The organism is Pseudanabaena minima str. Chao 2107 (assembly GCF_051131155.1).
Classification (GTDB): Bacteria; Cyanobacteriota; Cyanobacteriia; order Pseudanabaenales; family Pseudanabaenaceae; genus Pseudanabaena; species Pseudanabaena minima.
Window position 1 is genome coordinate 3,420,369 of record NZ_CP159508.1, and the last position, 26,702, is coordinate 3,447,070.

The 26,702-nt window shown below is 42.9% G+C and carries 24 protein-coding genes and 1 pseudogene; 14 read left to right on the forward strand and 11 right to left on the reverse strand.

The annotated features are described in order from the left end of the window. Positions 1-4: 4 nt before the first annotated feature. The 7 genes from ABM313_RS15665 to ABM313_RS15695 all read left to right on the forward strand — a co-directional run bounded on the left by ABM313_RS15665 (position 5) and on the right by ABM313_RS15695 (position 6,469). Positions 5-487, forward strand: coding sequence for an MSMEG_0572/Sll0783 family nitrogen starvation response protein (locus ABM313_RS15665; RefSeq protein ID WP_094534132.1), 483 nt, complete (start codon positions 5-7; stop codon positions 485-487). 15 nt (positions 488-502) lie between these two features. Beyond that, a complete protein-coding gene (locus ABM313_RS15670; RefSeq protein WP_434684110.1) occupies positions 503-1,513 on the forward strand; it encodes a Nit6803 family nitrilase in 1,011 nt (336 codons plus the stop codon). A 41-nt stretch (positions 1,514-1,554) separates the two neighbouring features. Further along, positions 1,555-2,652, forward strand: coding sequence for an MSMEG_0568 family radical SAM protein (locus ABM313_RS15675; RefSeq protein ID WP_434684111.1), 1,098 nt, complete (start codon positions 1,555-1,557; stop codon positions 2,650-2,652). 282 nt (positions 2,653-2,934) lie between these two features. Continuing rightward, positions 2,935-3,441, forward strand: coding sequence for an MSMEG_0567/Sll0786 family nitrogen starvation N-acetyltransferase (locus tag ABM313_RS15680; protein WP_434684112.1), 507 nt, complete (start codon positions 2,935-2,937; stop codon positions 3,439-3,441). Then, positions 3,442-4,416: a sll0787 family AIR synthase-like protein gene (locus ABM313_RS15685; protein WP_434684113.1), complete on the forward strand. Its 975-nt coding sequence runs from the start codon at positions 3,442-3,444 to the stop codon at positions 4,414-4,416. A 207-nt stretch (positions 4,417-4,623) separates the two neighbouring features. Then, on the forward strand, positions 4,624-5,298 hold the full coding sequence (gene plsY / locus ABM313_RS15690; RefSeq protein WP_434684114.1) for a glycerol-3-phosphate 1-O-acyltransferase PlsY: 675 nt from the start codon (positions 4,624-4,626) through the stop codon (positions 5,296-5,298). Then, a complete protein-coding gene (locus ABM313_RS15695) occupies positions 5,276-6,469 on the forward strand; it encodes a DegT/DnrJ/EryC1/StrS family aminotransferase (protein ID WP_434684115.1) in 1,194 nt (397 codons plus the stop codon). The genes plsY and ABM313_RS15695 overlap by 23 nt, the downstream gene beginning before the upstream one ends. 149 nt (positions 6,470-6,618) lie before the next feature. On the opposite strand, the gene ABM313_RS15700 is transcribed toward ABM313_RS15695, so the two are convergent. Then, positions 6,619-7,287, reverse strand: a complete 669-nt coding sequence (locus ABM313_RS15700; protein ID WP_434684116.1) for a helix-turn-helix domain-containing protein — start codon at positions 7,285-7,287, stop codon at positions 6,619-6,621. A 71-nt stretch (positions 7,288-7,358) separates the two neighbouring features. Between ABM313_RS15700 and ABM313_RS15705 the strand changes: the two genes are divergently transcribed. Beyond that, complete coding sequence (locus ABM313_RS15705) at positions 7,359-7,820, forward strand: MAPEG family protein (protein ID WP_434684117.1); 462 nt, start codon at positions 7,359-7,361, stop codon at positions 7,818-7,820. 131 nt (positions 7,821-7,951) lie between these two features. Here ABM313_RS15705 and pheT read toward each other — a convergent pair whose 3' ends face one another. Then, the gene (pheT, locus tag ABM313_RS15710; RefSeq protein ID WP_434684118.1) at positions 7,952-10,363 is read right to left on the reverse strand and encodes a phenylalanine--tRNA ligase subunit beta; all 2,412 of its coding nucleotides are present in this window, start codon (positions 10,361-10,363) and stop codon (positions 7,952-7,954) included. Positions 10,364-10,516: 153 nt separating this feature from the next. Continuing rightward, positions 10,517-11,128: a Uma2 family endonuclease gene (locus ABM313_RS15715; protein ID WP_434684119.1), complete on the reverse strand. Its 612-nt coding sequence runs from the start codon at positions 11,126-11,128 to the stop codon at positions 10,517-10,519. A gap of 168 nt (positions 11,129-11,296) precedes the next feature. Here ABM313_RS15715 and ABM313_RS15720 point away from each other — a divergent pair, with 168 nt between their 5' ends. Next, the gene (locus ABM313_RS15720; RefSeq protein ID WP_434684120.1) at positions 11,297-14,611 is read left to right on the forward strand and encodes a tetratricopeptide repeat protein; all 3,315 of its coding nucleotides are present in this window, start codon (positions 11,297-11,299) and stop codon (positions 14,609-14,611) included. 381 nt (positions 14,612-14,992) lie between these two features. Continuing rightward, a complete protein-coding gene (locus ABM313_RS15725; protein ID WP_434684121.1) occupies positions 14,993-15,205 on the forward strand; it encodes a hypothetical protein in 213 nt (70 codons plus the stop codon). 231 nt (positions 15,206-15,436) lie between these two features. Here the strand turns inward: ABM313_RS15725 and ABM313_RS15730 are convergent, their stop codons facing one another. The 6 genes and pseudogenes from ABM313_RS15730 to ABM313_RS15755 form a co-directional block, all read right to left on the reverse strand. Continuing rightward, positions 15,437-15,691 carry a hypothetical protein gene (locus ABM313_RS15730; RefSeq protein WP_434684122.1) on the reverse strand — a complete coding sequence of 85 codons (255 nt, stop codon included), beginning with the start codon at positions 15,689-15,691 and terminating at the stop codon, positions 15,437-15,439. A 105-nt stretch (positions 15,692-15,796) separates the two neighbouring features. Next, positions 15,797-16,621, reverse strand: a pseudogene (gene acsF, locus ABM313_RS15735) (magnesium-protoporphyrin IX monomethyl ester (oxidative) cyclase); the annotation flags it as partial. A gap of 120 nt (positions 16,622-16,741) precedes the next feature. Continuing rightward, positions 16,742-17,161: a bacteriohemerythrin gene (locus tag ABM313_RS15740; protein WP_434684123.1), complete on the reverse strand. Its 420-nt coding sequence runs from the start codon at positions 17,159-17,161 to the stop codon at positions 16,742-16,744. A gap of 53 nt (positions 17,162-17,214) precedes the next feature. Continuing rightward, the gene (locus tag ABM313_RS15745; RefSeq protein WP_434684124.1) at positions 17,215-17,802 is read right to left on the reverse strand and encodes a 4Fe-4S single cluster domain-containing protein; all 588 of its coding nucleotides are present in this window, start codon (positions 17,800-17,802) and stop codon (positions 17,215-17,217) included. Between the two features lie 187 nt (positions 17,803-17,989). Further along, positions 17,990-19,390 (reverse strand): oxygen-independent coproporphyrinogen III oxidase, encoded by a 1,401-nt coding sequence (gene hemN, locus ABM313_RS15750; protein WP_434684125.1) that lies wholly within the window; start codon positions 19,388-19,390, stop codon positions 17,990-17,992. Between the two features lie 66 nt (positions 19,391-19,456). Then, on the reverse strand, positions 19,457-20,188 hold the full coding sequence (locus ABM313_RS15755; protein WP_434684126.1) for a heme oxygenase (biliverdin-producing): 732 nt from the start codon (positions 20,186-20,188) through the stop codon (positions 19,457-19,459). 229 nt (positions 20,189-20,417) lie between these two features. Here ABM313_RS15755 and ABM313_RS15760 point away from each other — a divergent pair, with 229 nt between their 5' ends. After that, positions 20,418-20,831: a XisH family protein gene (locus ABM313_RS15760; protein WP_434684127.1), complete on the forward strand. Its 414-nt coding sequence runs from the start codon at positions 20,418-20,420 to the stop codon at positions 20,829-20,831. Next, on the forward strand, positions 20,819-21,160 hold the full coding sequence (locus ABM313_RS15765; RefSeq protein WP_434684128.1) for a XisI protein: 342 nt from the start codon (positions 20,819-20,821) through the stop codon (positions 21,158-21,160). Before ABM313_RS15760 ends, ABM313_RS15765 begins: the two co-directional genes overlap by 13 nt. Before the next feature lie 152 nt (positions 21,161-21,312). On the opposite strand, the gene ABM313_RS15770 is transcribed toward ABM313_RS15765, so the two are convergent. Further along, entirely contained in the window at positions 21,313-23,046 is a 1,734-nt protein-coding gene (locus ABM313_RS15770; protein WP_434684129.1) for an ABC transporter permease, read from the reverse strand. A gap of 3 nt (positions 23,047-23,049) precedes the next feature. Then, positions 23,050-24,402 carry an ABC transporter ATP-binding protein gene (locus tag ABM313_RS15775; protein ID WP_434684130.1) on the reverse strand — a complete coding sequence of 451 codons (1,353 nt, stop codon included), beginning with the start codon at positions 24,400-24,402 and terminating at the stop codon, positions 23,050-23,052. A 438-nt stretch (positions 24,403-24,840) separates the two neighbouring features. Between ABM313_RS15775 and ABM313_RS15780 the strand changes: the two genes are divergently transcribed. Then, a complete protein-coding gene (locus ABM313_RS15780; RefSeq protein ID WP_434684131.1) occupies positions 24,841-26,109 on the forward strand; it encodes a glycosyltransferase in 1,269 nt (422 codons plus the stop codon). A 47-nt stretch (positions 26,110-26,156) separates the two neighbouring features. Next, positions 26,157-26,699, forward strand: a complete 543-nt coding sequence (gene pgsA / locus ABM313_RS15785) for a CDP-diacylglycerol--glycerol-3-phosphate 3-phosphatidyltransferase (RefSeq protein WP_434684132.1) — start codon at positions 26,157-26,159, stop codon at positions 26,697-26,699. The last annotated feature ends 3 nt before the right edge of the window (positions 26,700-26,702 follow it).

The window sequence follows — 26,702 nt, forward strand, 5'->3', positions numbered from 1 at the left end:
AACAATGCCTGAAGTAACTGCTCCTGCTCACCAGACTGGCGATTTCTTTGTGAACTATGAAGAGAAAGTATTTGAGGATGTCAAAGCTGAACCTGGGGAGAAAGCCCTTGTCACTTTCCATACTGTCGCTTTTGAAGGTTCAATCGGTTTTGTGAACCTCTTGCAAGCTACTCGATTGCTTCGCAAAGGTTTTGAAACTTCGATTTTGCTCTACGGTCCTGGGGTAACTCTGGGTGTACAGCGTGGTTTTCCAAAACTAGGCGATGCAGCTTTCCCTGGACATCAGAATTTCAATGACCAAATCTCTAAATTCATGTCTGAAGGTGGCAAGGTATATGCTTGTCGCTTTGCCCTGCAAGCTCTCTATGGACATGGTGAACCATCACTAATTCCTGGTATTCGTCCAATTAGCCCTCTGGATGTATTGGATATCATTCTTTTGCATCGCAAGGATAACGCCTTCATTCTCGATACTTGGACTCTATAAGGACTTCACAAAATCGTGGATTATTCACGCAAAGTTAGAGCCGCCGCTGTCCAAATCAGTCCTGTGCTGTTCAGTCGCGATGGTACGACCGAGAAAGTCCTGCAAGCGATCGCCAATGCTGCGAAAGAAGGCGCTCAGATCATCGTTTTTCCTGAAACCTTCGTTCCCTACTATCCTTACTTTTCCTTTGTACAGCCGCCCGTAATGATGGGAAAAGAACACATGCGTCTTTACGAAGAAGCAGTTGTCGTTCCTAGTCCTGTTACGGATGCGGTCAGTCAAGCGGCGCGATCGCATAGCATCGTTGTTGTGTTAGGTGTGAATGAACGCGATGGTGGTTCGCTCTATAACACACAGCTAATTTTTGATGCCGATGGGTCGCTGTTACTGAAGCGGCGCAAAATCACACCGACCTATCATGAGCGAATGGTGTGGGGACAGGGTGATGGTGCAGGCTTGAAGGTAGTAGATAGTGCGGTTGGTAAAGTCGGCGCTCTGGCTTGTTGGGAGCATTACAATCCTTTAGCAAGGTTTGCTCTAATGTCTCAGCATGAACAGATTCACTGCGCTCAATTTCCGGGATCTCTAGTTGGACAGATTTTTGCTGACCAAATCGAAGTCACGATCCGCCATCATGCCCTTGAGTCTGGTTGCTTTGTGATTAATGCCACGGGTTGGCTCTCGGCAGAGCAGGTCAGTCAAATCACCAGCGATGAGAAACTCCAAAAGGCTCTAAGCGGTGGTTGCAACACTGCGATTATTGGACCAGAAGGAACTCATCTTTGTCCACCGATTACAGAAGGTGAAGGCATGGCGATCGCTGATTTAGATTTCTCGCTGATCACCAAACGTAAGCGGATGATGGATTCGGTTGGGCATTATGCGCGTCCAGATTTACTTCAAGCTCATTTAAATGCTGAGGCTTTTGCAGGATTCCAGATCGCCCAAGGAGGTGATGTCATAATTCCTCCTATGAGCGATCACGGATTGAACGGACTAAAGGACTACGCAGATTCTCAACTATAGACCCAAGGGGCTTAAGCCCCTTGTTGGTAAAGGCTACCCCCATGAACAAAAAACAATTAATTACGGAATTACAGACTAAGGGTTTGCAACTGGTTGATCGCCAAAACGATCATCAAATGGGAGCGAATGGTCGCAAAGGTGGCGCAGGCCCTTCCGATCATAAGGCGATCGCCATTGATGGTACGACAGCCATGGTTCCCGTCTTTAATAGTTCAGCAGCTAGCTCTCCCTATAGGGTGGAGATTAATGCCGAAACTAATGAGATGCTCCTAGAATCAGGAAAAGAAGCGATCGCGCCCATTGCATTTCCTAAGTCTCCTAACTTCTATAATCTCACCACCAGCGATGGCATCCCCTATTGGAAAATCGCATTGCTGCACAGCCACGATGTTCTAGCAACAACGGTTTTACAGACCTGTATGCGCTACAACAATACGGATACGTCCTGTCAGTTTTGTGCGATCGGGCAGTCTCTCGAAGCAGGACGTACCATCGCTCGCAAAACTCCTGCTCAATTAGCGGAAGTTGCCGAAGCTGCGGTGCGTTTGGATGGCGTCAAAAATATGGTGATGACTACGGGGACTCCAAATACGAGCGATCGCGGTGCGGCTTATTTGACGGAATGCGCTAAAGCAATTAAAGCAAAAGTAGATATTCCCATTCAAGCTCAATGCGAACCTCCCGATGACTTTATCTGGTTTGATCGGATGAAGGCAGCAGGTATCGACACTTTAGGAATGCATCTGGAAGCCGCTGACCCCAAAGTTCGCGCCAAAATCATGGCTGGCAAAGCAAGCGTTCCCCTTGACTATTATTTTGAAGCCTTTGCTGCTGCCGTGAAGGTATTTGGTTGGGGACAGGTTAGCACCTATCTCTTAGCTGGGTTGGGCGATAGTTTAGAAACTCTGGTGGAAACCTGCGATCGCCTAATTAGCATCGGTGTTTATCCCTTTGTTGTTCCCTTTGTGCCAATTAGCGGTACGCCCTTAGCCAATCATCCTGCACCGACGACGGAGTTTATGTTTGCAGTTTATGAGCAGGTGGGTGCATTACTAAAGCGATCGCAGATGTCTTCCGCCGATATCAAAGCAGGTTGCGCGAAGTGTGGCGCTTGTTCAGCACTTTCTCTTTTTGAATAAGAATAAGCCCCTCATTCCTAGCACTTTAGGCTAACCTGTACACATTAGTTATCAGCTATAACATGATTCACTAATAGATCCCCCCTCAATCCCCCTTAAAAAGGGGGAAGAATTTAATTCTCCCCCCTTTTTAAGGGGGGCTGGGGGGGATCTAAACCTTAAAACGCAGATAGCAAGACTTGTGTATATAGGAGGGAGAGGGGGATAAGAATTTGCCTCACGCCTCTTCTCCCGTAGGAGAATGGGCGTGAGGGCAGAATATTAAACTTAGGGATAATTATCATGACTGCCGCTTATATTTTCAAACTAGCATCTACACCACAAGAAATCGATGCCTATTTCGAGCTTCGCAAAGCCATTTTTGTGGAAGAACAATATGTATTTGAAGAGAATGATGTCGATGATATTGATGCGATCGCCTATCCGATTGTGGCGATTAATCCAGTCAATAAACAAGTTGTGGGTGTTGTCCGCATTTATGAAACCGAAAAAGGCATCTGGTATGGAGGTAGATTAGGCACGCACAAAGACTATCGAAGGGGTTGGCAAATTGGCAAAGGCTTGATTTATAAAGCAGTGACAACGGCAAATACATGGGGATGCGATCGCTTCTTTGCCACAGTCCAGATCCAGAATGTGCGCTTCTTCCAACGTCTGCATTGGGAATCGCTTAAGGAAATGACCATCTGCGATCGCCCCCATCATTTTATGGAAGCCGATCTTAACTTCTATCCTCCAAGCGATGAAATTCGTCCTACTTATCCTGCTCAAATCCGTGAGGCTTCCTAAATGCTGGCGGCACTTGCAGCAAAACTTAGGGCATCTATGGGGATCTTGCACAAGCAGGATATTCAGATTACGGCAAGAGGGCTAGGTGAACAATGGAATGATGCAATTCTGTTAGGTGATGACTGTGCGGCAATTCGCGATCGCGATGGCTATTTGTTACTTGCTGCTGAGGGGATGTTACCGCAACTAATTGAGACTGATCCTTGGTTTGCAGGTTGGTGCTCGGTGATGGTTAATGTTAGCGACATTTACTCAATGGGGGGTGAACCGATCGCCATTGTCGATACGCTCTGGAGTCAATCACCAGACTCTATTTCTGAGTTATTGGCAGGAATGAAGGCGGCGGCTATTGCTTATCAAGTGCCAATTGTTGGTGGACATACAAATTGTCGTAGTCCCTACAATGCTCTGTCTGTTGCCATTCTGGGACGCGCTCAGAAGTTGCTCACCAGTTTTAACGCCCAGCCTAATGATATTTTGTTAGCGGCGATCGATATGCGTGGGCAGTTTCATCCCGATTACCCCTTCTGGAATGCCGCCACAACTGCCGATCCACAGCGACTACGACAGAATTTATCGATCCTGCCATATCTTGCCAAATCAGAACTGTGTGATACGGCTAAAGACATCAGTATGGGTGGGATTATCGGCACTTTATTAATGCTCACGGAAACTTCTAATTGTGGTGCAATTCTTGACTTAGATCGGATTCCCTGTCCTGAGCATGTCCCCTTAGAGCGTTGGTTGATTGCTTTTCCTAGCTATGGATTTCTATTAAGCATTCGTCCTGAAAATGTAGAAGCAGTGCAAGCGCTTTTTCAGGCTCAAAATTTAGTTTGTGCGGTGGTGGGGGAAGTACAAGTGGGTACTGAAGTGATTTTGCGATCGCAAGGTGAGTCAACTCTATTCTGGGACTTCTCACAGCAATCTCTAACAGGATTTAGCGATCAGCCCGTAGCTAATCTCTCTAAATAATTCAGAGATAATTAGCGATTCCTTTCAAGATTCGTCCCATCACAAAGATAAATAATTATTAAGCGATCAGAGTCTAGACACCATAATTAAAGTTTTTCAAGAATAATTTTATTAAACTTTACGGTTAATTCCTGCTTAGTGAATGATTAGTGATACGCAGCAAAGCCGCGCACCACTATCCCAAAAGCTCTCTTAACGAGATTAATTATGGAACTTGGCTTATTGATTCTTGCTTACTTTATTGGCTCGATACCAACAGGTTATCTGGTGGGTCGAAGCGTAGGGCTTGATATTAGAGAACATGGTTCTGGTTCGACGGGAGCCGCCAATGTTTGGCGCACAATTGGTAAAGATAAAGGTATTTTTGTGTTTGGGATAGATTTAATCAAAGGTACTACAACCATCTTGCTCATACAATCTATTGGTGAACTCAAACCCACCTCAAGCTCTCTATTTTTCAATAGCTTCCAGACAAATATCCTGCCTCAAAATGAATGGTTTGTAGTAGGAGCAGCATTACTAGTGATTTTGGGACATAGTTATTCATGTTGGATTGATTTTAAGGGAGGTAAATCCGTAGCTACAGGTTTAGGAATTCTATTGGCTTTTAATTGGATCGTAGGACTAGGAGCATTTAGTTTTTGGTTAGCAACGGTAGTCATGTGGCGAACGACATCAATTGGTTCTATATTGGCTGCGATCGCCGCCTCAAGTCTCATGCTTTGCACTCACTCACCCGTCGCTTATAAATTGATGGTGTGTGTCGGTAGTCTTCTCATAATTTACCGACATCGCAGCAACCTTGATCGACTATGGCGAGGGACAGAGCTTAAAATCAACTTTTTTGAGAGCGATCGCCATGAAAATATATCCACGGATTGAGTTAGATATCTCAATTAAGGATTTAATTGTAAGCCTAGTTTCTTCTTTCTCCTATTCTGAAAGAGCAAAAATAGTTACTCAGATTCAATCCTATTGGCATATACCCAAGGAAGTTCTAGTTACACTCTGCGTTAGAACTTCCTTTGATCTACTACTCCAAGCATTATGCTTACCTGCTGGCTCCGAAATTATGATGAGCGCCGTAAACATAGCTCACATGGAAGAGATTGTCAAAAAGCATCATTGCATTTCTGTTCCCATAGATATTGACTTAGAGACACTTGCACCCTCTTTAGAATCACTCAAAGCCTCTATTTCTGATCAAAGCAGGATATTTGTCGTAGCCCAATTATTTGGAGCGATTGCGCCACTCGATCCTTATGTAGAGATATGCAAGAGCCATAATATCCTGCTGGTAGAAGACTGCGCTCAAGCATTTGATGGGTTGCGTTATCTGGGACATCCTCATGCTGACATCAGTCTTTTCAGTTTTGGTCCAATCAAATCCTGTACTGCTTTAGGTGGTTCCGTAACTATCGTTCAAGATCCTAATTTAGCCCAGAAAATGCGAGATATTGAGCAAATCTATCCTGTCAAGACAGATTTCTGGTTCTTGAAAAGATTATTTAAATATTTCGGGCTTAAAGTTCTCTCTACTCCTACGATCTTTGGGATTCTTATCGCTTGCTTAAATTTACTGAAATTAGATGCAAATAATTTTATTAGTATGCTAACCCGTGGCTTTGGGAAAGGAGATATCCAGATTCAATTGCGATACCGTCCTCCCAATAGGATGCTTAGGCTTTTGCTCCATAGACTAGAGCATCTTGATACAACCTATTACGATCGCCGCAAGCAGTCAGCTATGCTCTTTTTTGATTCATTAAAAAAGACAAACTCTAATCTTGGAAATAGGGTTATGCTGCATTCGTTCTGGGTAGTTCCTTTGATGACAGAAAATCCAGAAATGCTAATGCAAACGTTGAGAAAGGCAGGATTTGACTCGACCACAGGAACAACTAGTTTGAAATCAATGGCTGAGGAGTCATCATTTGCAACTAAGTTAATGCGTAGTATCCTTTACTTACCGATATATCCTGCTGTCCCATTAGAGGAAGTGGATCGTCTTGCCCAATTAATTAATCTGAATACAGCAAATGAATCTAAGTAGATCACCAAGAATAGTTGCAGCACAAAGCTCTACAACTATTCTTACAGCTATTTTCGATCAAACAAACCACAAGAAATTTTTTAAAAGTGTTGCGAAGCAACACTTTTAAAAAATTTCTTGGTTCTGGTTTAAGGGCAAAACACTGTAAATCAATAATATTGCTTTGTAGAAAGTTGTCCAACCATCTCTGCTCGCGATGAAACCTCAAGCTTACGGAACATTCGCTTTAGAGCTTGCTTTACCGAATTTTCTGTAATCCAAAGCTCAATTCCAATTTGTGCATTTGTTCGACCAAGAGCAACCAGTTCCGCAATTTGTAGCTCGCGAGACGTTAAGCGATCGCTACTCAGAGATCGACGCTGAGATGTATTCGTTGCAATCCAAGCTGATACATGCAAACAGATCGCGCTCAAATCAGCTAAATTTTGCGTATCAAAGCTAGTCATTGCCTTCTCCCGAGTGCAACCGACTGCACCCACTAATTGTCCGCTATTGACAATCGGACCTGCCATGACATGCCAATGATCGGGACGGGGGCAAATTAATGACCAGACTTTGGGTGTTACAACTAAACCTTCATGGGCAGGAGAATGCCGTTCGACAATATAACGCGCAATGGGATTATGCTCAACCGATAGAGCCAATTTCAAAATTCTCTGAAGTTCTCTATTTTCTAAAGACAATTGATCGAAGAAAAAGATAGCCGATCTCTTGGCTAAAAAATACTCACCAATTTTTGGTGCAACCTGCGATCGCAAATCATTTTTATCCTTAGACCGATTGATATCTTCAAATAAAAGCTTTAGGGGACTTGTCATAGTTCAAGATTTCCGTGAACTGTACTCGATCGAGGTCTAGAAAGCTTAAAGCCATCAACATAATATTAACCTTGAAGTCTCCCCAACAGCCTGAAATGCCAATTATTCAAGAGTCTATTTTTAGCCCATTCTTTGCGATGGTGTTTTTAACGTTCCTAGTCTGGATATATATGTATATTCGGCGTATCAACTTTATTACCAGTAAAAAGATTCGCCCTCAAGATTTTGCCGCAAGTAGCACAACACTGGCACAGATTTCCCCTGCAAATGTTTCCAATCCATCGGACAACTTCAAAAATCTATTCGAGATGCCGATAATTTTTTATGCCTTTGTCCTCTATCTTTTTATCACAAAGCAAGTAGACACAATATATATCAACGCTTCATGGATCTTTGTTGTATTTCGGATATTGCATAGTGTTGTGCATTGCACATTCAATTTGATTATGCTCAGATTTTATCTCTATCTATTTTCAGCGATCGCAATATGGTTTATGACAATTCGTGCGGCACTGATGTACTTTAACTTGTAATACCAATTCACGAAAGTGTTGCAACACTTTCGTGAATTAAAAACCAAACCCAGTAAGGGTTTTAAGAACACAAAATGGCTACGCCATTTTGTGTTTTGGTATAACTGATGGAAAGCCGAAGCCCTAGAAAACTAACTTCTCAATGTTGCTTGGAATTTCTCTTCGAGTAAGTCACGTACCTTTTGATGGACAGGATTAATATCGGCATCAGTAAGCGTGCGATCACTAGCTCGGTAAACTAGTCTAAAGGCAAGACTACGTGAACCTTCGGGAACGCCTTTACCGATGTATTGATCAAAGAGAGTGACGGAATCAAGCAACTCGCCGCCCACATGGGTAATCGATCGCTGAATATCGGCAACGGTGAACTTAAGTGGTGCGAAGAAGGCAATATCGCGATCGCTACTGGGATAGGTCGAGAATGACTGAAAAGTAGGAATCGACTTCTTCATCATCGCATCAAGCAAAGTATAGAAATCTAGCTCAAAGGCATAAATTTCATCAGGAAGTTCCTTCTCCGCACGTAACTGGGGATGTAACTGTCCGAATGTACCAAGGCGTTCACCAGAAATCCAGAGAGAAGCGGTACGTCCAGGGTGTAGGCGCTCATCCTTTTGATCAGGTTGATATTCTACAGTTACCGAGAGATTGTGGAATACGGAATCGAGCAAACCTTTGGCTTCATAGAAATTCAAAGGTTTGGAATCATGCTGCCATGCGCCCACAGTGGGATCGCCGCCGAAAATGCCTGCAATGCGATCGGTTTCATCGCTACCCGCTTCATCGAGCCAGAATACGCGCCCAATCTCAAATCCATTCAAAATGCCATTACCTTGATTGATATTAAAGGCACAAGCCTCAATCAAATTGGTGAGCAAGTCGCCACGCAAAGCGCCATATTCGATCGCGACAGGATTATTGATTTTCACCTGATGTGATTCAGTGGGAGGGCATAGGGACATATGCATGACTTCTGTTAAGCCCACCGCACGGAAGGCAGCCCGAATCATCCGCCCACCCTCTTGATCGGCGGAGAGGAATCCAAACTCGGTTCTCGCAGGTAAAGTCTCTACAAATTTGTCATAGCCATAGATCCGCGCAATCTCTTCCACTAAGTCAATTTCGCGCTCGATGTCAGCATAGCGATAGGGTGGCACGGTGACTTTCCATGTGGCATAGCTACCTTCTTCGATTGGTTGCTTTTCTAGCTCAAAGGATAAAACCTTGAGAGTCTGCTCAACTTCCGCTTCCGATAGTAAAGCTAAGGCATCATCATCTTCGCGATCAACTTCACCTAATACCTGCCAAACTTTAGTCAAGCGTAAATCAATGGTGCGAATTGCCTTAGAACGTGCATCAACAATACTCTGTTCCACAACTTCACCGCCAGCCATCTCCGTAATCATCTGGATTGCTTTTGCCGAAGCCGACTCGATCGCCGCCTGATTAACACCGCGTTCATAGCGAGCCGAGGCTTCAGTGCGTAAGCCTTGAGCGCGTGCCGATCGCCTTGTAGTAACCTGCGTAAATAGAGCCGCTTCTAAAACAATATTGGTTGTTTTTTCAGAAACCTCAGTTTCCGCGCCACCCATTACCCCTGCGATCGCGATCGGTTTGTCGCCCGACGTAATCAGGAAGTTTTGACTGGTGAGAGTGCGATCGGCATCATCAAGGGTTTTAATTTTTTCGCCAGCCTTGGCAAAGTGCACCCCGATCTTCAGATCCTTGTCCAAAGTATCCGCATCAAAGGCATGGAGAGGCTGTCCCCATTCCAACAGAATGTAATTGGTGATATCCACAATATTGTTAATCGATCGCATTCCCGCCGCTTCTACACGACGCTTTAACCATTCAGGAGATGGCGCGACCTTTACGCCTTTGATTAAAGTACCGATATAGGCAGGACAGGACTTCGGATCTTCTACAGTCACCCAATTTGCGGCTTTGGGCTGAAAATCTGTAGTTGCTAGGGGTAACCGCACCTCTTTGCCTAGCAAAGCAGCGACTTCACGGGCGATCCCCACCACACTCAGGGCATCGGCACGGTTTGCCGTCGAGGTCACATCAAGGATTGCGTCGTCTAGTCCTAGCAATGGACGCACATCTGCGCCAACTGTGACATCTTCAGGAAATTCATGGATACCACTTGATTCTTTGGCTAGCCCAATCTCGGCTAGTGAACAAATCATCCCCTCCGAACGTTCACCACGTAACTTAGTGGGGCGCAGTTTCAAATCAATGGTCGGCAAATAAGTCCCAATCGTGGCTACAGGCACAAACAATCCCTGTCTAGCATTTGCCGCACCACAGACGATTTGCAAGGGTTCAGGTGCGCCAATATCGACTTTACATACCTGTAATTTATCAGCGTTGGGATGACGCTCGGCTGTGAGGATATGACCAACCACCACGCCCTCAGCCCATGTCCTGCGATCTTCGATTGACTCGACTTCAAAGCCTGCCATAGTCAGTTTTTCATCTAGCTCTTGGGGCGAGAGATCGCAGTCTACAAGTTCACGGAGCCAATTCAGAGAGATACGCATTGGAAAATTATGGAGAAAATAGTATTAAGAAATTTTCAGGCTATAGTAGTTTAGCAAAATCCGCACTCCAAACTCATTAAGTGTATAGCATGACGCTATAGACATGATTTTAGGCTTAATGTATATGCGATCGCCTCAGCCCCAATTGCATCACTAGCCACCAGCTTGAAAAATTTGTTGAGCCGTTAAATTCAATTCTGGAAAAGTTGGTGAAATGATGCGTTGATTTTCGCGAAATTGCCTAACTTGGTATTCGCCATTAATTAGCGAATAAATTGAGATTGTCGGCTGTTTCGGATTACCAATATAGCGAATCCCACCTAAGGCGAGATAATCAATAATCCAATATTCAGGAATACCGATTTCCTCGTAATCTCTCAATTTGGTTAAATAATCAACACGCCAATTATTACTGACGACTTCAATTACTAAAGGAATTGAATCCCCCTGCGTTACAGTTGATTGGGTTGCCCAGAGTGGCTCGTTTATTAAACTAGGGCAATTCAGCAACAAGACATCGGGAATATAACCTGATTCACTACCTAGAGATCTGACTAATGCTTGTTTGGGGATAGAGTAAGGGAGGTTAAGTCGATCAAATTCTACAGTGATTTTCCGTGCTGTAAAGCCAGTAATATTTTCATGCTGTCCCAATGGCTGTGGCATTTCAATAATTACTCCATTATGCAATTCATAACGTGCATCGTCAGGCTTCCAATCGATAAATTCTGCAAAAGTTACCTGTTTTTGGAGGAGTTGCATCATGATTTACTTACCTGAGCGGTTACTCTAATCACAGGTGTATTTTAACAGTTATAAGTAGTTGGATTGGGCACAATTAAACAAAAAACTGTGGCGCACGCTGCGCCACAGTTTTTTGTTTAATTGAAAAGTTTTCGTTAGAATGGCAACAGATGTGGAGGATGCCAAGCTATGACAAGAATCTTTTTGGCGAGGACTGAGGAACAGAAAAGATTTCGGGAAGTATTGCGATCGCTGCAACCAAATGCTGGTTCACGATGGTTCTCGGAGAACTTGCCTACGATGGCGAAACTTTTACCTGCGAAGAAAGAAGTAGTCAGTACATCACCGCATATTTTCCTGCTCTATGGCGAAGGGGGAATGGGAAAAACGAGTCTGGGGCGGCGGTTTTGCGATCTGGCTAGGGAAGAGTTTCCTGATGGCTTTCAGGTGTTGCGATTGGATTGGGAAGAGGCAAAGAATGAGTATCCATCGCTGAATGTGGGACATGAATCAATTCGTCCTGAATCGGTGTTAGAGACGATTTATTTGGCGGTGAGTAAGGGGCGCGAGGGAATTTTTGAGAAATATCGGCAGGTGGAGAAAACGCTGAAGCAAATTGAGGAGAAGGTGGATAAGGAACTGCAAGCAAGGCAGGGAGAGGGGGTGGAATATGCGCCGATTTTGAAAAAGGGTTTGAGTTGGTCGTTGGGAGCATTGAGGAAATTGCCTTATGTAGAAACGATTCTGGGGGCGGGAGATGGAACGGTGGACGAGGCGATCGCGGATGGGGCGGTGAGTGCTTTGGTGGGTTTGATGAAAAAGCGGTTGTCCTTGGAGGAACGCAGGATTTTTGCGACTCCCCATCGACAATTGGCTGAGGCTTTGGGGCATGGTTTACAGGCTATTTCTGCTCAGAAACCCTTGGTGCTTTTGTTGGATACCTATGAGATTGTCGATCGCCTTGAGTGTGATCGCGTGTTGCGAATGGTGATTAAGGCGGCGGGTCGGCGGGTGGTTTGGGCGATCGCGGGTCGGGCAAATCTGGCAGATAGCTATCGGTTATCGCAGGATTATTTTCAGGGCTATCGGGATGTGTTTTCAGAAAACCTCTATGTTTACCCGATGAGTGAGTTTAGTTGGGAGCAGGTGAGTGAATATTTTGCACATCCTGAGATCAATGTACCTCTGAGCGATAAGGCAGCGGAGTCGGTGAAGCAGTTTAGTTTGGGAATTCCCTTTGTGGTGCAGCAAATTGCGGCGATGCGTCAACAGGGGATTGATCTTGACACGATTCTCAGCGCTCCATCGGCGGATCGTGATGATGAGTCGCCCCGTGAGGCGGTGGTCAGGGCAACGAGCGATCGCTTTTTGCGGTATTGCTTGGATGAGCATGACCAAAAGGCGGTGTATGCGATGGCGATGATGCGTCGTCCTGATAATGAGCTATTAAAGGCGATGCTGGGGGTGACTGACCTTGAGCCAGAGATGCGATCGCTGAAAGCAAGGCATTCGTTTGTGTTGTTGGAGGGTAAGGGCATTAGGTTGCATGACAAGCTAGAGAGCTTTTTGCAAGATTATCTGCGTTGTGGGTTGGCGGGGCAGTCACCAATGGTGCGAGAGTTGAGCGATCGGGCTGTGGCTTATTTGGAACCGCGTTTGCGTGAGTGGACTCAAGAGTTTACGGATACGGCAGATTATTTCGAGTCGGATCGGATTGCGAATGGGTTGTTGGATTTGGTGCAGTTTAAGTTTTGGCAAGATGTGGAGGTTGGCTGGCGTTATGCAGTGCCGCTTTTTGTGGAGAGTTGGCAATATAACCACGATTGGCAAAAGCAACTTTTGGGAATTGTTGAGGCTTTTCAGGTACGGTTTGATGGGGATAGTAAAAAGCGTTTGCGAATTTTTACTAAAGATTTGGATTACTACTTTTTCGATACTGATAGTCGGAAGGATTTGTTGGATGAGTTGGAGAAGTTGGCAAAACGGGGTTGGGTGGATGGCGATCATAAAATTGAACGCATGGTAATTCTCTTTTTACAACATGGCCGTTTACTTTATAAACTGGAACGCTATTCAGAATGTCTTCAGATATATCTTGAAGCAGAAAAACAACTTCCTGAAACTGCACTACATTTACGGAAAGATTTAGCAGAAGAATTTGAAAATATTGGTAATCAGTTAACTTGGAAAGATGGCAATGAGATCGCTTCACCTGAGGCTCAGGGTGCTTATCAAAATTCGGTTACATTGAATCCTGAAAATTCAGGTGCATGGTACGGATTAGGTGTTAGTCTTCTGTTATTAAGCCAATATGAATCAGCAATTGCAGCCCTATACAGAGCCATCAATATAGACCAAAAATCTGCCAATCCTCATAACAGTTTGGGCAATATCTACAAAGCACAAGGAAAATACGAATTATCAATCACATCTTATCAACAAGCGAGCGACCTCGACCCCAAATTTGCCTATCCTCACAACGGTTTGGGCAATGTCTACTATGTTCAAGGAAAATATGAATTAGCGATCGCATCCTATCAACAGGCGATCAACCTCGACCCAAAATTTGCCAATCCCCACAACAATTTGGGTAATGTCTACAAAGCCCAAGGGGAGTACGAATTAGCGATCGCATCCTATCAACAGGCGATCGACCTTGACCCAAAATATGTCTATCCCCACAATGGTTTAGGCAATGTCTACAAAGCCCAAGGAAAGGATGAATTAGCAATCACATCCTTTCAACAGGCGATCAACCTCGACCCAAAATTTGCCTCTTCCCACTACAATTTGGGCAATGTATATCAAGCTCAAGGGAAGGATGAATTAGCGATCGCATCCTATCAACAGGCAATTAGCCTTAATACAAAATATGCCTCTCCCCACAACGGCTTGGGCAATGTCTACTATGTTCAAGGGAAGTACGAATTAGCGATCGCATCTTATCAACAGGCGATCGACCTCGACCCAAAAAATGCTTTTCCCCACCACGGGTTGGGCATTGTCTACCAAGAACAAGGGAATTATGAATTAGCGATCTCATCCTATCAACAGGCGATTAATCTCGATCCAAAATATGTCTATCTCCACAATGATTTAGGACTTATCTACATTGACAAAGGAGAATATGAATTAGCGATCTTATCTTTTCTAAAAGTGATTGACCTTGATCCCACTAATGCTTCGCCAAAGTTTAATCTTAGTATTGTGATGGGTCTTCAAGGTAACCAAGACAAAGCTATTGAACTACTAAAATTGAGTCTAGATCTTCTTGACGACTCTATATATGAACGACTTTTTCGGACGTTACATGAAACTGCTATTGGTGAGCTCGAACTTGGTATCAATAGATTAAAAGAGATTTTAGAAACTGAGAATCCACCAGAGAGTATGCTGTCGAATGCCCTAAAGTACGCAGAACTTATAGCGCGATTTCCTACTAAACTTGAGGGCATTGATACTGTGATTGAGATGCTGCGTCAGGCGATTGCGAAAGCGCAATAAGTTGGAGCTTAACATTTGCGCCACAATTTTAAAACCCATCACAGAAATCTCGATCCACAAATGCTATGCCCTCTCTGCTTTTACAGACAATTTGTCCCTGCGTTGCGAAGTTTTGGGCAGTGCATTCCCAAAAGAATATCATCTAAAAATTTATAAATTCCTGCGGGAATGCACTGCCCCTACAGTTCTACTCTATAGACGCGAATAAATAATGACATTAACAAAAATCGAGGATCTGGATATACATTCGGATTTTGTTGAGGCTTGGCGATTTCTTCCAAGTTTTGGAGAGCGATTAGATACTGATGATTTTAGGACACTACATCAAAATTCAAAATTCAAAATTTGCTACACTGACAAAAATAGATACATTAACTCACTATGTATTCCACAAACCAAAACCAACAAATCTTAGAAGCGATCAGTGAACTTAGCCAGCAGCAGATCCAGATAGTTTTACGATTTATTCAAACACTGCAACCCAAAAAGCTCTCTAACCCAACTTCTACACCATTCGATCCACTAGCAAACTTTGTTGGAGCTACCAATCACGGCAATCTCGCCCAACAAATTGACCAAGACCTCTATGAGTAACGCCATATTCATCGATACATGGGGATGGCTCACCTTGAACCTAGCTCCTTTTGATTTGCTGAAATAGTGATTATTAGCTAAACCCCTCTTTTGATCAACCGTCAAATTTTGTAGAGCGATTAGATATTGAAGATTTAGGCGATCGCCCTATAAATGCAGCTCAAGCTCATAGAAATCTATTGAGATTTCTATGAGCTTGAGCTAGTGATTCTTATTTAATTGCCAAAAATACTAATGAACTTCGCCGCGCTTAGCCTCAGCATCAATGGGCTTAGCTAAATACACCAGCAGCAACTGCCAGAAAATCGCCACGAATAAAGGCAACTTCTGCAAGGTCTTCACAAACTGAGGGCGATCGCTATCATTAATCTCCATCAGCTTGAAATTGTAATCAGCGCATTTCTCCAATCTGGGGAAAAAGTCGGGATGACTGGTATCTAGTACCGCAGGAAATGCACTAATGGCAGTGTGATTAGTATTGACCACTACTGGACTGTTTCATCTAAAGTGATGCAATAGTCGATCTATCAAAAAGCTTGTTAAGACTGACTTCACCTAGTTTTCTATTACACTATTTTAGATGAAACAGTCCACTACTTGCTTATTATATTCGCGAGCATCTAAGCCAATGGATTTATAGAAATCAGCCCGTTCAAATACAGTAATTGTGTGGGTAGCAAATACCGTCAACAGGAAGAAACGTGCCCATAGTTTCGCTTTCCATGTGCCCCATAGCGCTGGCTGCGATCGCAACAATACTTTAAAGAAATCGCCATGACGGTTCTCATCTTGACACCAGCTTTCAAAGTATTTGAAAAGTGGATAGAACTGATTTTCGGGATGATCCTTCAAATGATAATGCACGAGAATATAGCGCCAGTAGCCAATTTTCTCGGACAAGTAAACGGTATAGATTACCCATTCTGGTTTAAAGAAAGTATAGCTGCGCTTTTTTGTCATATTCACCAAGTCCAGCGACAGATTAAAATCCTTCATCGCCTTATTCAAAAATCCTGCATGACGTGCTTCATCCCTTGCCATCAGGTTAAAAGCTTCGGCTAACAGAGGACTGCGATCGCTGAGTTGACGTGATAGTTCTTTAAATAGCAGAAATCCAGAAAATTCTGAGGTGCAGGAACGCTCTAGGAAATCAATAAAAGCGGCGCGAGTCTCCCCGTCAATATGTTCCCAAGACTGCTTAAACTCATCATTGCGTTTGTAGTGATAGCGATTGTAGTCGGTGCGAAGCTCCTCGACTACAGCTTCCAGTTCTGCCTGTTGCGATGAGACATCCATCTTCGCAACCTTGTCATAGTCGGTAGTATAGAATCTGGGAGTTAAGAGAGTTTCTTTAACAGGAACTTTGATACCTTCACGGAGAAGTTCGGGTTCGGGTCTAGATTGAATTGAAACCATAGTAGTAATTTAGTTATAAATGTTTTTATAAAATTTGAGGTGTGCGATCCCCCTCAATCCCCCTTGTAAAGGGGGAAGAAGATAATTCTCCCCCCTTTACAAGGGGGGGCTGGGGGGGATCTATTGATTTTGGAAAAACTGAATCATCTTTTGGTCTTCACCCTTGATATGGTGAGTCAACCATTCAGTGAGAAATTGAGTAAGTTCTGTTGTTACTGCTTCGGTATTACGATCGCGAAACTTTAACAGTAGCCGATCTACCTTGGACAAGAGGTAATCGTGCGTATGTTTGTGGCGATCGTAATCAGGATAATTTACCGCCATCATCAAAGCCTCTTCCGTTTGAAAATGCTCGATGGTGTGATTCGCTAGGGCTTCTAGAAGCTCTTGGATTGTATAAATATTTTGTCTTGCGACAACAGCATCATGGAGGGCATTAACAATCTCAAATAGTTGTTGATGCTGTCCATCGACCTGTGAGTTACCAGTGTTATATTCCTGTTGCCAACAAGCGATCGGTTTAGTCAAAGTAGAAAGCATGAATTTATAGAAACAATGTATTTGTGAGATTGTGCTTTGCTCAAACAGCGAATTTAAGAAACCATATCGAAGTCCATTTGTCCGCGAAATCCAGTAAAAACACGAGTACCATCCTTAAGAATATGAATTTCGGTTTGATCGCTTGCCCAATCAATTTTGTCGGCAAAAGCGGGATTAAAGACATGCAAACGCTGATTGCGCGACGAAACAGGAGAATCGGGAGCGTGAATGGCAAGAGCCGCAATATAGGGACCATCAATCAAAATATCCAGTTGGTCGAGAAGATCCTCGGCTCCCTCTGGGGCGCTAGGCGATCGCAGTTCCGCTAATGTGTATCCCGTAAACGACATAACATTCAGTCCTGCGGCTTTGACCTGCTTGGCTAGGGCGGCTAAGGCAGGAGCCTGTAAAAATGGCTCACCTCCAGAAAAGGTGACTCCTTGATTGGCGGGTTCGCTGAGAATGCGTTCGGCGAGTTCCTCTACTGACACGAGTTGATTAACTGCTAAAGACCAAGAGGCTGGATTAAAGCAGTCAGGACATTCACGCCAGCAACCCTGTACCCAGACCACAGCACGACAACCAGGTCCATTTACCTCAGAGCGATTCAGATAGCCCATGATATTCAGTTGTGGTGTCATGTCAACCTCCAAAGTTTCTTTAGATTTTTTAGACCGCAACCTTGGAAGCCATTGAAGAATTACTTTCTATGGTCAAAGACTCTCAGAGATCCCCCTCAATCCCCCTTATAAAAGGGGAAGAAGATAATTCTCCCCCCTTTAAAGGGGGGCTGGGGGGGATCTAGACAATTCTTAAATGGTTTCTTATCTAGACTGACCTTGAGAATTTGTCAAGATCGTTCTTTTTCAGATAGGCATCAAACACTGAGGCAATATTGCGGATCAGCAAGCGTCCCGCAGGCGTGACCTCAATGTGATCTTTTTCTAACTCAATCAAGCCATCTGACTGTAGTTGTCGCAATTGCAAGCGTTCTGGTGCAAAATATTTGCCAAAATCGCGATCGCAGGTTAAGTGATATTTCGCTTCAATCTCTTGCTGCGAGAGTTCAAATTGACACATCAGTTCCATAATTACGGAACGACGCAAAATGTCATCGGCATTGAGAGTAACACCGCGCTCAATTGGTAATTCGCCCGCATCGATCGCCTTATAAAAGTCCTGTAAACCCTTATGGTTTTGGGTATAGACATTTTGCAGCATACTGATCGAGGTCATGCCAAAACCTAAGAGGTCAGATTCGGGCTTGGTGGTATATCCTTGGAAATTACGATGTAAATTACCTTCACGCTGAGCGATCGCCAATTCATCATTAGGCTTGGCGAAGTGATCCATACCGATAAACACATAACCATGCTTGGTTAAGGTTTCAATGGTCGTCTGCATGATTTGTAACTTCTCTTCTGGTGAAGGCAAAGTTGCAGGATCAATTTTCTTCTTCTGTAATGGCTTCAGCCAAGGCACATAGGCGAAATTAAATACAGCAATGCGATCAGGATTAAGGGCGATCGTTTTGGCAAGGGTTTCGCGAAATGTCTCTAGGGTTTGATAGGGCAATCCATAGATGAGGTCAACGTTTACACCTTCAAAGCCAACTTCACGCATCCATTCCATTCCCTGAAATAGCATTTCTTCAGGTTGAATACGATTAACTGCTTCTTGAACCTTGGGATTAAAATCCTGAATGCCGAAGCTAATGCGATTAAATCCAAGATTTCTTAAACCTTGCAAATATTCCTTAGTCAGCGATCGAGGATTCACTTCAATAGAAATTTCTGCATCCGCCGCAAAAGTAAACTGCGATTGCAAACTTTGCCATAATCTCTCTACTTGATCAAAGGAGAAATAATTAGGAGTGCCGCCACCCCAGTGCATTTGTTGGACTAGGCGATCACGATCAACTGTGGATGCCACCTGTTCAATATGACGAATTAAATAACCTAAATAAGGTTCCGCAATTTCCTTGCGAGAGCTAATTACCGTATTGCATCCACAAAAATAACAGGGTGCATCACAAAAGGGAATGTGAGCATAGAGCGATAAAGGTGTTTTCTGTAAATTCCCAGCCGCGATCGCCCCCCGAAAATCAATTTTCTGAAAGCTTTCGTTTAATTCAGTTGCAGGTGGATAGCTGGTATATCTGGGTACGGGCTGATTATATTTATGTAAAAGATTAATATCAAATTTAACTGTCTGTGTTGCTGTATGCATTCATTCACTTCCTAAATTTAAGGGGTGAGAATAAACAGCGCCTTGTGCTGTTTATTCTCATGATTTCTATGCTGCGTGGCTATGGTGACGCTCAGTACTACCTGCCCGATCCTGCTTGGTGAGCAGGTCAAAAACATGGGGATCGAGTACGGCTCTAACATCAGCTTCTAACTCATCCACCACATTCCGATTGAGTGTAAAAGCATAATTTGCCTCTTCCACAATTCTCAAAATTGTGGCTTCATCTAAGACCAAAGAATCTAGGGCATGACGATACTTCTCTTTAAATTCTTTTTTTGCCTCAATGGTCGGCAATTGCTCAAATTCATAGAAAGTTGTGCCGCGATCGCTTGGTAAATCCAAAGCCGAACGAATAATATGTTTCAAGGCTTGTCCACCCGACAGATCGCCCATATAGCGCGTGTAGGAATGGGCTATTAAACAGGCGGGATCAGTATTGGAAAGTTCGATTAAGCGCTCAACATAAACTTGTCCTGCTTTGAGAGGGACGATCTGCGATCGCCAATCATCACCATAATAAAAAGCTAAATCTTGTTCCAAATTTGACTGGCGATCGATTTCGGGAAAATACATCTTCCCGACAATTGGATGCTCAGCATGGCGCTTTAGTTCTGCTTCGAGGGTACTGTAAACAAGATAGAGATTAGCCAATAATTTTCTAAACGGTACAATTTCCACAATACCCTTGAGAAAGCATTTCATAAATGCAGTATTCTCGGCAGCAGTATGAGATTTTTGTGTACCTTCGCGTAGACGGGTAGCTAAGTGACTAGTCATCGGCATTTACTCACGCAACTTAATCACTGAATCCTAGACCTTATACCTATATACAATGTCAAGCAAAGTTATGTTAAGGATTATCGCGATCGCCATTAATTACAAACCCAAAACCATAAGGTTAAGCCCCGCAGGGACTTAACCTTATGGTTTTGGGAAATTATTCTGACAGGTATTAAATGCATAAAATAGTTCAAAAAATATGTAGGAACGGCAAAAACAAATAATTATGGCGAAAGATTTGTATCACGATCTAGTTAAACGTGCACTCCAAAAAGATGGATGGGAAATAACTCATGATCCCTATGAACTACGTGTAGGAGGAGTTGAAATGTATATAGATATAGGGGCTGAACAGATTATCGGTGCTGATAGAGGAAATGATAAAATTGCAGTCGAGGTTAAAAGTTTTATTAGTCCCTCAAGAATTTCTGACTTTCACTTAGCCCATGGACAATTTTTAGATTATCGATATGCTTTAGAAGATATAGAGCCAGAAAGGGTTCTATATTTAGCTGTACCTGATTTTGTCTATCAAACTTTTTTTAAGTTGACCTTCATTGATAGAGTTATACAACGTAGTCAACTTAATCTTTTAGTTTATGACTTAGATAAGGAGAGTATTGAACAATGGATAAAGTAGCTGTTTATAGGCAATATATTCAACAGTTAATGCAAGCAAGAGCTTCTCGTTCCATGAAATCGTCAAAGGAAGTTGAGGCTCAGACTATTTTTGATGTAGAACGTGATCATTACCAACTTGTTTATGTGGGTTGGAAACGAAATAACATAAGGGATTACGGATGCTTGTTACATCTAGATATTAAAGATGGAAAGATTTGGATTCAATATGATGGTACTGAAGGTGGTATTGCCTACGAGTTAATGAATTTAGGAGTACCAAGGGAAGATATAGTTTTAGGCTTTCAACCTGTTAGGGTACGTGCTGATACTGAGTTTGCGGTGGGTTAATCCAAATAGTGTGAGCCAGCGAGAAGCACCGACTCACACTATTTGGATTAACAAGAATGGCGACAGAAATATATAAAAAATTTTGAGAATTAAAAACCAAACCCTATGAGGGTTTAAAACACAAAATGGCTACGCCATTTTGTGTTTTGAGATTACACAACTAATTGATATTTGACCTGAGCGAGTCGATAAAGAGGTCGCCATACCAAGCGATTGGTCGTCACAACTAACAACGACATCACAATTGTCGAAGCCAACAAAAGTGGAAAATCACCCACATCAGAGGCTTGCGTAATCGTCGAGCCTAAACCTGTTGCAGTCAGTACCCTACCCTGAAACTTGACATATTCACCTGCAATACTAGCGTTCCATGCTCCGCCCACTGCCGTAATGATCCCCGTCACTAAATATGGAAAAATCCCTGGCAAAATCAAAGTCCGCCAACGTTGCAATGGCGAAAGCTTATATACTCTTGCTGCTTCAAAAAGTTCAGAGGGAATGGCTTGTGCTCCTGCAATGACATTGAAAAGGATGTACCACATACTTCCTAAAGTCATGAGAATCACTGCGCCAATGTCCAGACCACCAGCCATATTTCCCAAATATAATAATAGAACTGGAAATAAGGCTGTCGCAGGAACGGAAGCGGCTATTTGGACAATTGGTTGCAAAAATTGGGCTAGTTTGGGATTACGACCAATCGATACACCAATGGGAACCGTAATAATCAAGGAAATAATCAAAACAATAAATACCCGAATAGCCGTGAATAAAGCACCGATCGCTACTTGTCCCCATGCGCTCAAGGGCATACTACTCAGCAAGGCGATCGCACTTGATGCACCACTCAAAACCATAAAACCCGCTAACCCAAACAATAGCCAGTTAAACCAATTGAGCCATTGTGATGTTTTTTTATGTTGATTAACTAGAGAACTTGGCGCTTTATGACTAAAACTATGATTGACTACTTCCGCGATCGGCATAAACAGGCGATCGCTAATAATTCGCATCGTAGGCGATCGCCTTAAAAAATCTAACACTCGCGATTCTGGTACTTGAGTAGCTTCAACCGTCTCATTCTTGAACTTCTCTGCCCAAGCAATTAGCGGTCGCCACACGAAATAATCAATAATCGTAATTATGCCAATTAGAACTGCCAACCCACTAAAAATTGCTAAATTATCACCTTTGTCTGCTGCCGCTTTCAGAAATGAGCCGAGTCCGGGAAGCGTAAAGTCACGATTGGAAAGTGTAAATGATTCAGTTTGCATCAAAAAGAACCAACCACCAGCCACAGACATCACACTATTCCAAACTAAGCCCACCACCCCCGAAGGAAGTTCTAATGTCCAGAAACGCTGCCAAGCACCGAGTCGATAAACTTGACTTGCTTCGATTAATTCTTTAGGAATACTACTTAGGGATTGATAGAAACTAAAGGTCATATTCCAAGTCATGCCCGTGAAGATCAGCAAGATTGAAGCTATCTCAATTCCCAATCTTTGCCCAGGGAATAAACCGACCAAAGCAAGTACAACCGCAGGCAAAAATGATAGTACTGGAATTGATTGCAGAATATCCAATAGAGGAATCAAAACCTTTGACCATAAAGTTGATCGATAAGCAACATAGGCATACAAAAGGCTAAACGCTAAGGAGACTAAATAGGCGGCTAGCATTCTTACTAAGGTCTGCAATGCATAGCTTGGTAAAAAGCTCAGCGATAAATTAACTACATAGCCACTTTCATAAGTACCTGTAAAATTCCTAGCAGTCTGCACAATGATGAATATAAAAGCAATAATCGCTAAAGGCAGTAAAACATCACCAAGACTCCAGCGTGAGCTAAATTTTGATTTGGGATCGATAGTGGGCTGATACATATCTTAATCTACTCGCACTTCTTCAGTTTCTGTAGTACTCTCTTCAATAAAGATTTCACCTGAAGGCTCATCATAGCTAAATAATTCAGCATAACGTCCCCAATCCATAGCAGTTCTGAGTTGGCGTTGTGCTTCTTTGGTAGTGAAGTAGTTTTCTAAAATATCGAGAACTAGTTCTTCAGAAATACGATGGTTGCGCTTAGCTTGTAAAAGCTGACAAATCTGTTGGACTAAACGAATATACTTCTGTAATAACTCCCGAATAATTGCTTTGCGCTCATCGATATTACTATTGATGAAGTTCTCACCGATCGCTGATAGTTGGATATCACCCTCATTAATAGCAACTAGTTCCATTAATTTGCAGGCATCCACAATTGGCAATATATCATCAACTTCTAAAAGGAGTTCTTGAGCGATTCGATATAAATCTTTGTCTTGACGACCTTCAAGAAGTTCTAGTAAACCAGCTACAGAGCCAATGCGAACATGAGGAAGAGATTGGTATTTGGGTTGAGCTTTGGGTTCTGAAGTAGAAGTCGTAGTTGTGGTGGTCTGAGTTGATAAATCTGGTAGATCGGGATTTGTCAGAATCTTGTAAACTTGGTCAACTAAAGCCTGAAATTCGGGACTCTTGCGATCGCGATAGTGTGGCAGAGTAATCGGCAAATCAGCACGAATCCGCCCAGGGTTACGACCTAGCACAATCACGCGATCGGCAAGGGTCACAGCTTCTTCAATCCCATGCGTCACAATCAAAATTGACTTAGTGGGAATACGTTTTTCTAACCAAAGGTCAAGCAACTCAAAGCGTAAGTTTTCCGCAGTTAGTACATCTAAGGCAGAAAATGGCTCATCCATACATAACAATTCTGGCTCAACCGCCAATGCTCTAGCAAAGCCGACACGCTGCCGCATTCCCCCCGATAACTCTTTAGGGTAAGCGTTCTCAAATCCGTCTAAACCAATCACATCAATCATCCGAAGTGCTTTTTGCTCTCTGGTATCCTTGGCTTCTCCCTTTGCTTTCAGCCCAAGTTCCACATTCTCTAAAACCGTTAACCAAGGATAAAGTGCGAAATTTTGAAAAACGATCGCTACTCCCGGATTTAGTCCCACGAGTGGACGATTGTAATACAACACTTTTCCAGTAGAAGGTGGAATTAAACCCGCAATCATTCGCATTAATGTTGATTTGCCAGAACCTGAAGGACCTAACAAAGCAATAATTTCACCTACTTGCAACTGACAATTAATATTTTCAATAATCGAAATAGTCTGCCCATTTGGTTGTAAGTAAGACTTACCAACACCTTCTAAGGCAACAAAGCTATTTTTTGCGGCGTTTTGAACCATAATGTTATCTGTGCAGGTGTTTTGAGCTACATAGATAGGGAAGTTTTCGCTACCCAACCCAATACATTATCAGCTAAGAGCGCTCAGAAATTAGATGTTATAGCTATAGCCTCTGATATCAGGACAAATCAAACCCCAAATAGTGTGAGGCGATGCTTTGCGCCGCCTCACACTATTTGGGGTTTATGTCCAGAATGGTGACAGCTTTATACGGCAAGGCTTGCGTTAGCTAGGTCAAATCAAAACTCAAAGGAGTGATGGCAGAGCTTCGTATTGTCATCACTCCTTTGAATTTTATGTTGTCAGCAAAAATTGCATTGTTATAGATTAAGAAAAAATATAGAAAGTTAAGGCTTACATTAGTCTAAAGTCTAATGTAAGGGATATAAATCATTACCTATTCTCTAGATTTCACCACAACAAACCAATTTTTGGATAATGTCCTACTCTCTCATCCCCGTGCCATCGGGATCATTTCAAGTTAATGAACTTCTCTTCTCTGGAGAAATCATTGAGTCAAACTTTGATCAAGATTCTCAACATCAGAAGCAATCAGTTAATTTCTCTTTAATTGTACCTACTTACAATGAGAGTAAGAACTTAGCTAAGTTAGTAGAAATTTTAACTCAATTATTAAATAATTATTTTAATGACTCTAACGATAATTATGAATTAATTATTGTTGATGATGATAGCCCTGACCTGACTTGGCAAGTGGGATTAGATTTGATGCCAAATTATCCGCAACTGCGAATAATGCGTCGTCAGGGGGAAAAAGGACTCTCAACAGCAGTGATTCGCGGATGGCAAGCATCACAGGGAGAGATTTTGGGGGTAATTGATGGAGATTTACAACATCCACCAGAAACGCTGTTGAAGATGCTTGATGAAACGGTAAAGGGCGCAGACTTAGTAGTGGCTAGTCGCCATGTCGAAGGTGGTGGGGTCAGTGACTGGGGCTTTATAAGGCGATTTTTATCACGGGGAGCGCAGATGCTGGGCTTGCTGATTTTGCCAAATGTTATCGGACGAGTTTCTGATCCGATGAGTGGCTATTTTATGGTCAGACGCAGGGCGATCGCTAACTATCCGATGAACCCACTAGGTTACAAAATTTTGATTGAAGTGCTTGGTCGTGGCAATATTGCAACCGTTGCTGAGGTTGGCTATGTATTTCAAGAACGTCAAGAGGGTGAAAGTAAAGTAACTTGGCGGCAATATGTGGATTACATTTTGCACTTGTTGCGCTTGCGATCGCGTGGTCGAATCACCAAATTACGCGAAAAATTGCGCGTTCCGTTCAAACGTTTTTTAAGCTTTGGCATCGTTGGCTTTAGCGGAGTATTTGTGGATATGGCAATCCTATATTTGCTCAGCGATGCCTCAACGCTTGGGTGGGGGCTAACACGGAGTAAGATCGTTGCTTCGGAAGTAGCAATTCTCAACAATTTCCTATGGAATGACATTTGGACATTTCGAGATTTATCTAGCCAGCAATTTGGTTGGAGAAAGCGAATTAAGCGATTTGTGAAGTTCAATCTTATTTGTTTGGTGGGAATTGGATTAAACTTGATTATTCTGAATTTTCTTTATAATTATTTGCATATCAATAAATATCTCGCTAATCTCATGGCGATCGCGATCGTCACAATTTGGAACTTCTGGTTTAATCTCAAACTTAGCTGGAGAGTCACCCAAACCAAATAATATAGAAAGTGCTGTTTTATAGCACTTTCTATATTATTTGGTTATTTATGATTACATTGCCTACTTGGGTAACTTTATCGAGATTGATTGCTGTACCGATTATTTTTGGGCTATTTCTATGGCAAGATAGTGAACTTAGTCGCTTAATTGCTTTAAGTGTATTTATCATCGCCGCAATTACTGATTGGCTAGATGGATATTTAGCAAGAAAACTTAATCAAATAACAGAACTGGGGAAATTTCTTGATCCCCTTGTGGATAAAGTCCTCACGATCGCCTTGTTTTTATTGTTTATCGAACTCGGTCAAGTTCCCGCTTGGGCAGTGTTTTTAATTATTACGCGAGAGTTATTGATTACTGCTTGGCGTGGTGCGCCGAGTACGACGAGTCAGGACAATTCTTCTAGCGAAGTTAGTAAACCGCAAATTATCGGCGCAAATTTTTGGGGAAAGGCGAAAACTGTAATGCAAATCGTGGCAATTGCGGCTTTATTAGTCAAAATCCCCTACGCGATCGCTTTTTTCTGGATTGCAGTCGCACTTACGTTAATTTCTGGCATTCTCTATGTTGTGCCAGCATCAAAGGGCTAGTTA